Source organism: Listeria farberi, assembly GCF_014229245.1.
Classification (GTDB): Bacteria; Bacillota; Bacilli; order Lactobacillales; family Listeriaceae; genus Listeria; species Listeria farberi.
Window position 1 is genome coordinate 1 of sequence record NZ_JAARZJ010000027.1, and the last position, 10,905, is coordinate 10,905.

At 36.8% G+C, this 10,905-nt stretch carries 11 protein-coding genes and 2 pseudogenes; 5 read left to right on the forward strand and 8 right to left on the reverse strand.

The window, feature by feature from the left end; all coding sequences use genetic code 11:
• Positions 1-361 precede the first annotated feature (361 nt).
• Complete coding sequence (locus tag HCB45_RS14535) at positions 362-859, reverse strand: GNAT family N-acetyltransferase (RefSeq protein WP_185620366.1); 498 nt, start codon at positions 857-859, stop codon at positions 362-364.
• Positions 860-1,013: 154 nt separating this feature from the next.
• Here HCB45_RS14535 and HCB45_RS14540 point away from each other — a divergent pair, with 154 nt between their 5' ends.
• On the forward strand, positions 1,014-1,901 hold the full coding sequence (locus HCB45_RS14540; RefSeq protein ID WP_185620367.1) for a LysR family transcriptional regulator: 888 nt from the start codon (positions 1,014-1,016) through the stop codon (positions 1,899-1,901).
• A gap of 15 nt (positions 1,902-1,916) precedes the next feature.
• On the opposite strand, the pseudogene HCB45_RS15540 reads toward HCB45_RS14540, so the two are convergent.
• Positions 1,917-2,083 (reverse strand): annotated as a pseudogene (locus HCB45_RS15540) (hypothetical protein); the annotation flags it as partial.
• Between the two features lies 1 nt (position 2,084).
• Between HCB45_RS15540 and HCB45_RS14545 the strand changes: the two are divergent.
• A pseudogene (locus tag HCB45_RS14545) lies at positions 2,085-2,225 on the forward strand (23S rRNA (pseudouridine(1915)-N(3))-methyltransferase RlmH); the annotation flags it as partial.
• Positions 2,226-2,256: 31 nt separating this feature from the next.
• On the opposite strand, the gene HCB45_RS14550 reads toward HCB45_RS14545, so the two are convergent.
• A complete protein-coding gene (locus tag HCB45_RS14550; RefSeq protein WP_185620368.1) occupies positions 2,257-3,120 on the reverse strand; it encodes a LysR family transcriptional regulator in 864 nt (287 codons plus the stop codon).
• Between the two features lie 117 nt (positions 3,121-3,237).
• On the opposite strand from HCB45_RS14550, the gene HCB45_RS14555 reads away from it, so the two are divergent.
• Together HCB45_RS14555 and HCB45_RS14560 are read left to right on the forward strand one after the other, a co-directional pair.
• Positions 3,238-3,975, forward strand: coding sequence for an NADPH-dependent oxidoreductase (locus HCB45_RS14555; protein ID WP_185620369.1), 738 nt, complete (start codon positions 3,238-3,240; stop codon positions 3,973-3,975).
• Between the two features lie 201 nt (positions 3,976-4,176).
• Positions 4,177-4,815, forward strand: coding sequence for a DUF998 domain-containing protein (locus HCB45_RS14560; RefSeq protein WP_185620370.1), 639 nt, complete (start codon positions 4,177-4,179; stop codon positions 4,813-4,815).
• A 5-nt stretch (positions 4,816-4,820) separates the two neighbouring features.
• On the opposite strand, the gene HCB45_RS14565 is transcribed toward HCB45_RS14560, so the two are convergent.
• From HCB45_RS14565 to HCB45_RS14585, 5 genes are all read right to left on the reverse strand, one after another.
• Positions 4,821-6,692, reverse strand: a complete 1,872-nt coding sequence (locus tag HCB45_RS14565) for a BglG family transcription antiterminator (RefSeq protein ID WP_185620371.1) — start codon at positions 6,690-6,692, stop codon at positions 4,821-4,823.
• A gap of 98 nt (positions 6,693-6,790) precedes the next feature.
• Entirely contained in the window at positions 6,791-8,104 is a 1,314-nt protein-coding gene (locus HCB45_RS14570) for a PTS sugar transporter subunit IIC (RefSeq protein WP_185620372.1), read from the reverse strand.
• 4 nt (positions 8,105-8,108) lie between these two features.
• Positions 8,109-8,399 (reverse strand): PTS sugar transporter subunit IIB, encoded by a 291-nt coding sequence (locus HCB45_RS14575; protein ID WP_185620373.1) that lies wholly within the window; start codon positions 8,397-8,399, stop codon positions 8,109-8,111.
• 16 nt (positions 8,400-8,415) lie between these two features.
• Entirely contained in the window at positions 8,416-9,807 is a 1,392-nt protein-coding gene (locus HCB45_RS14580) for a glycoside hydrolase family 1 protein (protein WP_185620374.1), read from the reverse strand.
• On the reverse strand, positions 9,800-10,141 hold the full coding sequence (locus HCB45_RS14585) for a PTS sugar transporter subunit IIA (RefSeq protein WP_077396822.1): 342 nt from the start codon (positions 10,139-10,141) through the stop codon (positions 9,800-9,802). The genes HCB45_RS14580 and HCB45_RS14585 overlap by 8 nt, the downstream gene beginning before the upstream one ends.
• Before the next feature lie 166 nt (positions 10,142-10,307).
• Here HCB45_RS14585 and HCB45_RS14590 point away from each other — a divergent pair, with 166 nt between their 5' ends.
• Positions 10,308-10,562: a hypothetical protein gene (locus HCB45_RS14590; RefSeq protein ID WP_185620375.1), complete on the forward strand. Its 255-nt coding sequence runs from the start codon at positions 10,308-10,310 to the stop codon at positions 10,560-10,562.
• Positions 10,563-10,905 lie beyond the last annotated feature (343 nt).

A 10,905-nucleotide genomic window follows, 5' to 3' on the forward strand; every position in this document is an offset into this window, starting at 1 on the left:
TCAATATATCATAGAAAAATATGAATTAGATAGAGTGAAGATAAAGGAAAGTATCAAGGCGATAGAGTCTAAAAATATGTTAGGATAAAATTTGTTTTCCTGTTAGGGTTTAGGAAAAGTTTTTTAACTATATCGTTATAAAAATGTTGAGCTTAGTTGTTCAAAATGAAAAATTTATTGGAGCTTAAGTAAAGCTTATTTAAACTACAATTAAAAATTTAATTGCTTATACGACCAGATTTTATTCATATTTCAAGAATATTATTCTAAATTAAGACATTGCAAAGCTAATTAGTAGGATAATGTAAAGAGTCTTCAATATCTTTTGCTCAGGCTTTGGAAAAATGATATTGATGGTCTTTTAAGCTTGTTCTGAATTATTTTTTTCATAAATTCTCGAATTTCTATCAGGAAACGGATAGTCACTATCTAATGCTTCTCGAGTAATTTGCTGAAATCCTTGTTTTTCATAAAAATAATGCGAGCGTTTTTCATTTTCAGGTGTATCCAAAATAATCCGAGAAAAATCATTCGCGGTGTAGAACGCATAAAAAGCATCAAATAACTGCTGACCAAGACGCACTGGATTCCCTCTAAATTCAGGATAGGTGAAGAATTTTTTTAGAATAGCTGTTTCCTTGTCAAATGGTAACAGTGCAATTGAACCAACAACTTTATTATCATGCAGGGCAAGCCAAAATTGACCGCCTTTCTTTTGATAATAATCTTCAATCTCAAAAATATCTGCTTGTTCAGCCATGGTAATAGCTAGTTTTGCTTCGATATTTTGGCAGTAGTTGATTAAGTCGACTAGTTCCGCTAAATGTTTAGGATTGTTTGCAAAGTGCTTAATTACCATTAGTTACCCAACTTTCTTTTTTAGTATACTAAGTAATATTTGACTTATCCCTTAGTACAATTTATACTACAACAAAAATACAGTTCTGAATAACGAAAAAAATCGAATGTATGATTCGGTTTTTTTGAACTATTGAAAAGGACATAGAGTAACAATGGACTTAAAAAATTTGCTAACGTTTAAAACGATTTTAGAAACGGGAAGTTTTCAAGAAGCTGCTCGAAAATTAAATTACGCCCAATCGACAGTAACCACGCAAATTCAACAACTAGAACAAGAGCTTCATGTGAAACTGTTTGATAAAATTGGCCGAAAAATGGTTTTAACCTCTGCGGGAAGTGATTTGTTGCCTTCTGTGAATCAGATACTTGAAACGTATAACAAAATGAAGAACTTTTCGAATAATGCAGAGTTAAAAGGTGACTTGCGTATTGCTATCCCCGAAAGTATATTGACTTACCAAATGCAGCCCATTCTAAAGGAATTCCATGAAAAAGCTCCCAATGTAAAATTATATTTAAAAACGTTAAATTGCTTTGAAATCCCGTATGAAGTTGAAAATGGTTTAGTTGATTTAGGCATTTATTATGATGTTGGTGAAAAAAGTGACCAGATTACGAATAGTAAATTGGGCGCCCATGCTATTTCTGTAATTGCGAGTGCTCAAAAAGAGGTAGAGTCTATTAATTTTTCTGATGAAAATAAAGAATTTGATGTATCTTTTTTATCGAACGATTTGGATAGTATTTATCAAAAACATTTTGAAGCGATGATTAAAAAACGGAATATAACGCTTAAGCATAGAATGGAAGCTGGGAGTATTGAGTCAATTAAAAGATGTGTGATTAATAATTTAGGCATTGCAGTTTTTCCAGATTTTGTGTTCACGGAAGAGCTTGGAAAGGAGCAGATCCGTAAAGTCCCAAGTCCTCTGGATAATCTAGAAATAGCAACTATTTATAGTTATCATAAAAAAAGATGGATGTCACCGAATTTGGCATGTTTTATTGAGCTTTTGGAGGCGGGAAAAGGGGATTTCTGAACAATTTGTATGGAAAATGGAATCGACTTTTGGCTTAGTTTCTAAAATGTGCTTGAGTTTCTGCAAATCTGCTTCTGTTAAAAGTAAATCGTAATGATAGACTGGGAATCGAGTAAATCAATCGAAAAATCAGCAATTTTCTTAAGTTGATTATGAATTAAACGTTGGCTGCCCGCGCCGTACAGTGATGCGGTGTTGAAGCGGAGTAATGAGCGGATTTCATTTGGGAGGTTAACGCTGCCACACCAGTTGATGAGGTTGGTGCTGGTGGAGCAGGTTTACCGGGCGTTTCGGATTGTTCGGGGGGAGCCTTATCATAAATAGCTAGCTGCTTGAAAGGGTTGTAATCAACAACTTAACTTTTGAAAGCTGGTTTACTTTTTTCGATAAGCCATTTTTCACCATTTGAAATTGTATGATCTGCATGATAAATTAATGTTTTTCGAAGTGCTGCATATTCTGTGGGTAATGTTTCATAGTTTAGAAAATGATAGTTTAGTGCGATGCTTTCAGGGATAATTCCAATGCCAAGTTCATTATTGCAGATTTCGACAAGTGTTTCAGGAATATTGATCTCTGATATGGAGACATTTGGGATATTAAAATCGTTAATGAGAGCAGCCAGGGCGCGGTATGAATAACATTGTTTGCTGAAGACGTATAATCGTTCTTCCGCTAATATTTTTTGGACTGATTTTCCAGCTGTGTTGCCTGCGAAAACTAGTTTATCCCATGAGAGCGTTTGTGAGATGATTTGGCTATCTTGAAATAAATTTTCTTTTTCGAGTTCAGCGACATAAGCGATGGTTAGTTCTCTGTTAGCTATTTTAGGTATTAATTCACTTGTACTTCCACTAACGATGGATAATGTTTTATTTGGAAACTGTTGATAGAACTCTTTAATAATCGTATTAAATTCCATAGGTAAAGAAGATTGCGTAATACCGATAGAGATAGTTTCATCTTCTTCATTGATGATATCAATTGTTTCCTCCCATAATAAAATCATTTTTTTGAATTGTTGATAGATTTTTTCTCCCTCTTTAGTTAGTTCCACACCATTTGAGTGCCGGAAGAAAAGTTTTGTTTGAAATTGTTTTTCGATATTTTTTATTTTATTGGACATATTAGACTGTAAATGATGCAGTTCATTCGCTGCTGCAGAAATACTTTTTAGTTCAGCTACTTTATTAAATGCTTTCATGTTTTCAATATCCATAATTTTCTCCTTTTGGTATCAAAAATAATGATACCGGCATATGATTTACGCATTTCAAATGATAGTGCAGATAGATTATACTTTATTTACAGTATAAATTCAAATGGGGGTTAAATGATGAATACGACAATTCAGCAATTAGTTAAACATGTTTCAGTAAGAGAATTTAAAAATGAAAGATTATCAGATGATACCAAACAACATTTATTAACAGCTGCGAGAAGTGCGTCTAGTTCGCATTTTGTGCAATCTTTTTCTATTTTAGAAATTACAGATGAAAAGTTAAGAATGGAGCTAGCTGAAATTACGAATAGTGCTTCTTATGTAAACCAAACGGGGACTTTTTATGTATTTATAGGTGATTTATACCGACAATCAAAACTTTTACTGGAGAATAATCGAACTTTAGATGGTTTGAGAAATATGGAATCATTACTTGTCTCGGTGATAGATGCAACGATTGCAGCTCAAAATATGGTGGTTGCTGCTGAGTCTCTTGATTTAGGAATCTGCTATATTGGTGGAATAAGAAATGACATAGAAAAAGTAGCTGAATTGCTAAACTTACCGCCATTTACGATACCAGTTTTTGGCTTAACTGTGGGGGTACCAGAATATAAAAATCAAGTAAAACCACGTCTATTACTAGAAAATCAAGTAGGAGAAAATCAGTATCCACATGAACAATTTACAGATTTAAATGCGTATGAGGAATTGACCAAAGAATATTATGCTTTACGTGAAAAAAATCAGCATCAGACTTCATGGGGAGACAAGAATGTAGAGTTTTTTGAAGAAATACGAAGACCAGAAATAGCGGGCTTTTTGAAAAAACAAGGGTTTACATTGGATTAATTAGTTTTCGTTGTTGGGCGTATAAAAAGCTAATCGTGTTAAATTTATGAAAAGCTGGAAAAATATTTTTTCCGGCTTTTTATTTTGCTTTTGGCTCTTAATTAGATATAGAAAGATTAAAGTAGATAAGAGGAAGATAGATTTGTATAATTAATAGGGAGTTAATATATCTTAAATAAATTTCATAAAAGGAGGCTCCAAATGAAATTTCTAAAAAAATACGGTTTTTACCTTTTATTACTCGGCGTTTTGAGTGATTTTCTAACGCCATACATACTTGGAATATTTTATCCGGAATTAAACCAAATGACGCGGGTTATGAGTGTGTTTGGGGATGTGGCTAGTCCGGTTCGGGGGGCGTTTTTGGTTTGGTCGGTGGTGTCTGGGGTGCTGTTTGTGCTTTCGTTACCGGCGATTTATCAGAGCGTTGTTAAAACGTCGAGGATTTTGGCGATTTTGCTTGCTTCTGTGATTGGGTTATATGGGATTGGCGATTGTATTTTTACTGGGTTATTCAGTATTGATACGGAGCAGGCGAGTTGGACGTTTGCGACTTGGGTTCATAATATTGGCTCGGGGCTTGGTTATGCGGGATTTTTGATGTTTCCGTTGTTTCTGGTTATTCTTTACAGAAAAACTGGTGATAAAACCCGGAGCAATATCTATCTAGTATTACTCATTGTAAGCCTGCTGTCGGCCGGTGTTTATGGACTTGCGCGGATTCCTGCTGTCAATCACTTGCCAGTTTTAGATAAAATTGGTTTTTGTCAGCGGATTAGTTTCTTTTTTAATTATTTACCGATTGTTGTTTTTGGAATTGATCGGATTAGAAAACCCTAGATTGGTTAAGAATCTAGGGTTTTTTGTTCGCAAAGTTCGATAAATTGCTGGAAATCTTCTTGTTTGGCTAATTTTTTTACAAAGCTGCGTTCGTTTAAGATGGTTACGAGTTGGCCGAATAGTTCTTCAAAAGAGTTGTCGCGTTCTTCTTTCATGGTGAGTAGGAGGACGAGTTTGACGCGATTTCCGCCCCAGTCAATTGGTTTATCAAGTGCGCATACGGCGACGGCATTTTTCTTCGCGCTTCGCTGGATGGCGTGCGGAATTGCGTAATAGTTTCCGTAGCATGTACTAGATAATTGTTCACGCTCGAATACTTTTGCTACATAATCGGAGTCGCAGTAATCGAATGCAGTTAACTGTTCGCAAAGAAACGTAATTACTTCTTCTTTTGATTTGAAGTTTTGTTTTGGAAAGAAAAGCTCTTTTTTGAAAAATTTTCTGGAAATCGAATCAGCTTTTGGCTTAGTTTCTAAAATGTGCTTGATTTTCTGCAAATCTGTTTCTGTTAAAAGTAAATCGTAATGATAAACTGGGATATCGGTTGTTAAGTTTAATGGTTCGGCGGTGATAATTAAATGGATTTCTTTGTCTAAGGTGAACTGCTTTATATCAAAAATAGATTGAGATACGAGTAAGTCAATCGAAAAATCGGCAATTTTTTTAAGTTGATTATGAATGAAACGTTGGCTACCCGCGCCGTACGGTGAAACCAAGAGGATTTTTCTTTTTTTACCGTGATTAATCGTTTCCGAAGCAGATAAAAAATGTAGCGCGATATAGGCAATTTCGTCATCTGGAAAAGTAATTGCTAACTCTTTTTGAATAAAGGCTGAGGCGTAGACGCTGACATTATAAATAAATGGAAACTTGTTTTTTAGTTCTTCGGTGAGCGGGTTGGTTAAATATTGCTTATGATTGGCTCTTTTGTATAGGGCTGAGATATGGGCCACTAAATAGGTAGCTATTTTTTCATCTGCGGAAAAATCGATATGGAAATTCTGGTCCACTGCTTCAAGGAGCCGAGTGACAACACTGCCAAAAACTTGCGCGTCAATGGTGGAAGTTGTTACTAATTTGCCAGAATAAAGCCGTGCGATATAGCTTAATTCTTGCGTTGGAATATTGATTTGCAGTTCATTTTCTAATGTTTCGGCTAGGTGTTCTGCCATTTCAAGACTATTTTTATCTTGCTCGAGTAAAGCAGTTCGCTCTATATAGCTGCCCATACTAATTCGTTCAATTAAAACGGCGATATGCAAAATGAACGAAATCGTCGAGAAATCATTCATGAAAAATTCGTTCTTTTTGTGGTAGGCAATAATGAGCTCGGAAAGTTGTTTTAAATTGCAGTAATCAAAGTAATCGGCGTATTTATCTAAGCTTAATTGATGGTTTTCGATTTCTTGATTGAGGAACAGGTTGAAGATGCGTCGTTTTTCTTCTTCGCCGCCCTCGGTTAGTAGTTCGTTGTTTTTTCGAATAATACAAAGCGACGTATCTTTTTCAGCGATAACGGTGTTGAGTTCTTTAATAATTCGTGTAAGCGTAGATTCACTAATGAAAAATTGGTCTGCTAAATCAAAGAAATTCGTTTTTTCATGCTCGATAATGTGGCGTAATAGTTCAAAATGCAGATTTTCATTATTTTTTGTGAAAGTGATTTGGGCAATTTCATTATTTGGTGTTAGAAAATAGCCTTTTCCAGCTTTTGATGCAATGATTGTGGAACTAAATGACTGGTTAATTTGCATAATGTCATTTCGCACAGTTTTGGAAGAAACGCCTAACATTTCTGAAAGTGCTTTTGCTGTTACTGTCTTTTGGCTGTCGTTAAGCTTTTCTAACAAAGAACGTTGCCTTTCTGAAATAGTCATTATATCCCCCCTAATTCTCCCTTAACCTATTGTTATTATACAACACCAAATAGAGAAAGAGACGAGTTTTTTTGTCCCAATCTCTATTTAAGTGGCTATTAATTAGCAGCGATGTTTTCTTCTTCGGCTTCTTTTTCTAAAGCAACGAGGTTTTTCTCATATACTTTTAGGAATGGGTAGTACATCAGACCGTTTAAGAAAATCAGGATGAATACGAGAACGATGGCTCGCCAGTCCATGGTGGATAGAAATGCTCCAATTGGTGCGGGCATTTGCCAAGAGAAGACGGCGAACGTTTTTCCGACAATCCCGAAATACATACAAAGATACGTGATGACCCCGTTGAATACGGATGTGAAAATGAACGGGAAGAAGAAAATCGGATTCAGCATTAGTGGTGTTCCGAAAATTAGCGGCTCAGAAATTCCGAATATGGAAGGTAAGAAGCCGACTTTCCCGACGGTGCTTAGTTGTTTGGACTTGGATCGCATCATTAAAAAGGCAAGTGCGAGAACGGAACCAGAACCACCGATGATAACGAAATATGTCCAGAATGGTGTCGTGAAAATATTCGTCAAATCTTGTCCAGCCATTTTTTCAGCGGCGTTGATAGAAAGGTTTCCGTCACGAATTGGGCCTAGAATTCCGGCAAGTGCGGCATCGTGCACACCGAAGAACCAGAATAAGTGAACTAGAAAAATACTTAGAATCGTGAATGGTAAGCTATCGGCTGCTTTGAAGCTCGGCGCCATTTTTTCATATAAGAATTGGATGGCAGTTGTGTCTAGTAGGTTGAAAATGATAAAGATAATCGAGAAAAAGGTCATTAAAATAATACCAGGAACTAAGGCTGCGAATGTCTCCGATAGTGAAGCTGGAACGCTATCGGGCATGGTTATTCGACCGACATTTTTCTTGCGCATCCAGTGATAACCTTCTACGGTAATGATGGCGACGAAAATCGAAAGTAATATTCCGCGTCCATCAAGGAAACTAATGTCGACTTCTTTTCCGTCCCAACCCATTTTGATTGGATTAAGTACGAGCATAAAGAAACCAGCGATAGAAAACATAAGTGGGCGTAAGAAATCTTCATGATAGTGTTTGCATAAATAATACGTGATACCGACGCAAATATATAATGACATGGCGCCAAGTGTGATTCCGCTAATCCAGTTTAAGATTAAATCATATTTTTCAGCAAAGTTAGCCCAAGCAAGCAGGAACCCATTTTTCGTATCATCTGTTACTGGAGCCGCTTTCAAAATAATCGGAATGGAACCAAACAATGTAATTGGCAGCATGGACATAAAGGCATCTCTGGTTGCTTTCAAATGGCGTTGCTGGCTAAGTTTGTTAGCCAGCGGGGAAATATATTGATCCATTTTTTCGCTAATGGTATTAAATCGCATGTTTTTATCCTCCTATTAATTTCTGGATGTCTTCGTAAACCCCTTTGCCATCCATGATGCCGTATTTTACTGGTGAAATGGCATGGACTGGGACGCTGACGGCCTGTTTTATTTGTGGCATAAGAAAACGGATTTGAGGACCGATAAGAACGAGGTCGACACCCTCCAAATAATCGGTATACTCGGATTCACTACAAGCAGTGACGTTTAATGTATTGCCAGAAGCGGCTTCGATTTTTTTCGCAAGCATTCCTGTGGACATACCAGCATTGCAAACTAACATGATATTTTTCATTTTTCTGCTCCTTTTTTTAAAATTCTCTTCGTTTGATGAGTTTTCCCTGACTTTCAATCATTTCTTTGAACCAGTAGTAGGAAGCTTTTGGTTTTCTGATTTGGTTGTTTTCGAAATCAATTGCCACAAGTCCGTAACGCTTTTCGACACCATTTTTCCAAGAGTAAAGGTCGAACGGGGACCAAGCGTAGTAGCCACGAACGTCACAACCAGCATCAATTGCGTTGAAAATGGCGTTAATATGGTCGTTCATAAAGGCGATACGGTAGGCATCATCTACTTGTGGCACAGAAACGTCTTCGCGAACACCAATGCCGTTTTCTGTCACATAAAGTGGTAATTGATAGCGTTCGTATGCCTCAATTAAGCCATCTTGTAAGCCTTTTGGATAAATTTCTGTGTCCCATTCGGTTGTTTCGTTGGCGGGATCTTTCACTTGTTCGAACCAGTTTTTGATAAGAACTTTACTTTCGCCTTTTTTACCGCTGTGGTTAAATTGTAGCTGGGTTTCGCCGCCAGTGTATGGTTTAACGAGCGTGCGAGAATAGTAATTTAAGCCGATGAAGTCAACGGTATTTTGTTTAATAGTTTGTAGTTCGTCTGTTTTCATAAAGCTGATATCGTGCGATTTTGCTAGCTCGGCAATGAGATCGACCGGGAATTCGCCAAATGCGGCTGTGTCGAGAATCCAGTTGTTGCAATAGTTATCAGCGTAGCGCATTGCAATTTTCGTTTCGATACTTTCATCGACACCGTTCACCGGCGTGTAGCTGTGAACAATGCCGATTTGCCCAGGATAGCCGCCTTCTTTAAAAGCTTTTACTCCTAAAGCACTCGCGTACATCACATTATAAGCCGCAATCATTGTTTTTTGCGTATCTTGATAACCGGGTGGGTAGTTGCCGATTTTATATCCGTTAGCAACAAACCATTTTGGCTCGTTAAACGTAGTCCAATTCGTGATTTTATCTCCAAAGTGGTCATAACAAACTTTGGCATAATGCTCGAATGCGGCGCAAACATCGTGGTCCAACCAGCCACCAGTTTCTTCCCAATATTGCGGCAAATCCCAATGATAAAGTGTCACAAACGGCTCAATGTCATATTTTTTACACGTATCTAGCAAGTTTTGGTAAAATTCGATCCCTTTTAAGTTGATGTCACCTTGCCTATTTTTAATCATTCGCGGCCAAGATAAAGAAAAACGATAGGAATTTTGTCCGCCTTCTTTCATCATCCGAATGTCTTCCTCGTAGCGGTGGTAGTGATCGCTCGCCACATCGCCATTCTCAAGACCCGCTTCGTGCAAGTAGTAGTCCCACATCGATTCTGCCTTGCCATCCACATTCCAAGCACCTTCACATTGATAAGAGGCCGTTGCACCTCCCCATAAAAAGTTGTTATTCATTAGATAAACTCCATTTCCATTGATAAATTTCTCCCAGTTCCCGAATCATTTCCACAGCAATATCCGTAGAAGACAAGTGACCCTCCGCATGAACAAGCAGTAAATCCACCTCTCTCATTCGGTTCTCGGAAGATAGTTTTCGTAAAAGTTCCGCGTGCGCTCGGTGCGCCAGTTTAATCTCATCTTTCGCTTCAGTAATTTTCTGCGTGAAAGCGTCGATGTTTTGCTGTTTTACTTCTTTCAGTGCCTCAAAAGCACAACTTTTCGCATTCCCAGCGTGTAAGATGATCGCCATGGAATCGAGTTCTGTTGTTAGTTCGTTGCTATCTGTCACGTAAAGACCTCCTTTTGATTTGTCTTTACTATAGCTGGAAAAATGGGGGAGGTGAAATTATTATTTGCCACTTTGGAAGTGGAAATTGGTTTTGGGTTGGAAATTATTGGTTACTAGGATATGATGATAGTTAGAGAGAAAATATTACATAGGAGATGAATAGATGATGAAAAAAACAGTACACGGATGGGAAATAATATCTAATTTAGACGTGCGAGTATACCAAGATGAAGCTGGCGGGGTTGCGATTTTAGTAGATAGAGATAATTTTGGTGATCAAGTGCCAGTGCTATTGAATTTTGATGGGGATGGAGTGGATATAAAAGCTCTTTCGCATTTAACAAAAAGTGTTCGAGTTTCGCTGGATAAGAAGGTGCGGATTGAATGGCATGATGAGTATTTTAAAGAAGAAGCAGATTGAGAATATATATTTTGGATATTTAAAAGTATATTTAAATATTTTTTGTGAAAAAAGTTCATATCTTTGTTAATAAATTATTATTGAAAATTGAATGAAGCTTTTTGTAAATGATAAATAGTAAAGAAAATTGCACAGAAAACAAGTTTTTTTAAATAAATAATACTGAAAATTTAAAATAATTCACAAAACGGGGGTGCGGGGTCTAGGACATTGTTCACTAGGTCTTTAATTAATGGGTAAAAAAGAAATATATATTCATAATAAAATGGTGTATATAAAAGATGAATTAAAAAATAATATTGAAAAAGTTTTCGATACAGGAGAGCGATATTCTGTATTATAT

Coding starts and splice junctions, on each gene's coding strand:
- HCB45_RS14580 (WP_185620374.1), bottom strand. CDS start 9,807: ATGAATAACAACTTTTTATGGGGAGGTGCAACGGCCTCTTATCAATGT.
- HCB45_RS14535 (WP_185620366.1), bottom strand. CDS start 859: ATGGTAATTAAGCACTTTGCAAACAATCCTAAACATTTAGCGGAACTA.
- HCB45_RS14555 (WP_185620369.1), top strand. CDS start 3,238: ATGAATACGACAATTCAGCAATTAGTTAAACATGTTTCAGTAAGAGAA.
- HCB45_RS14570 (WP_185620372.1), bottom strand. CDS start 8,104: ATGCGATTTAATACCATTAGCGAAAAAATGGATCAATATATTTCCCCG.
- HCB45_RS14565 (WP_185620371.1), bottom strand. CDS start 6,692: ATGACTATTTCAGAAAGGCAACGTTCTTTGTTAGAAAAGCTTAACGAC.
- HCB45_RS14575 (WP_185620373.1), bottom strand. CDS start 8,399: ATGAAAAATATCATGTTAGTTTGCAATGCTGGTATGTCCACAGGAATG.
- HCB45_RS14540 (WP_185620367.1), top strand. CDS start 1,014: ATGGACTTAAAAAATTTGCTAACGTTTAAAACGATTTTAGAAACGGGA.
- HCB45_RS14590 (WP_185620375.1), top strand. CDS start 10,308: ATGAAAAAAACAGTACACGGATGGGAAATAATATCTAATTTAGACGTG.
- HCB45_RS14560 (WP_185620370.1), top strand. CDS start 4,177: ATGAAATTTCTAAAAAAATACGGTTTTTACCTTTTATTACTCGGCGTT.
- HCB45_RS14550 (WP_185620368.1), bottom strand. CDS start 3,120: ATGGATATTGAAAACATGAAAGCATTTAATAAAGTAGCTGAACTAAAA.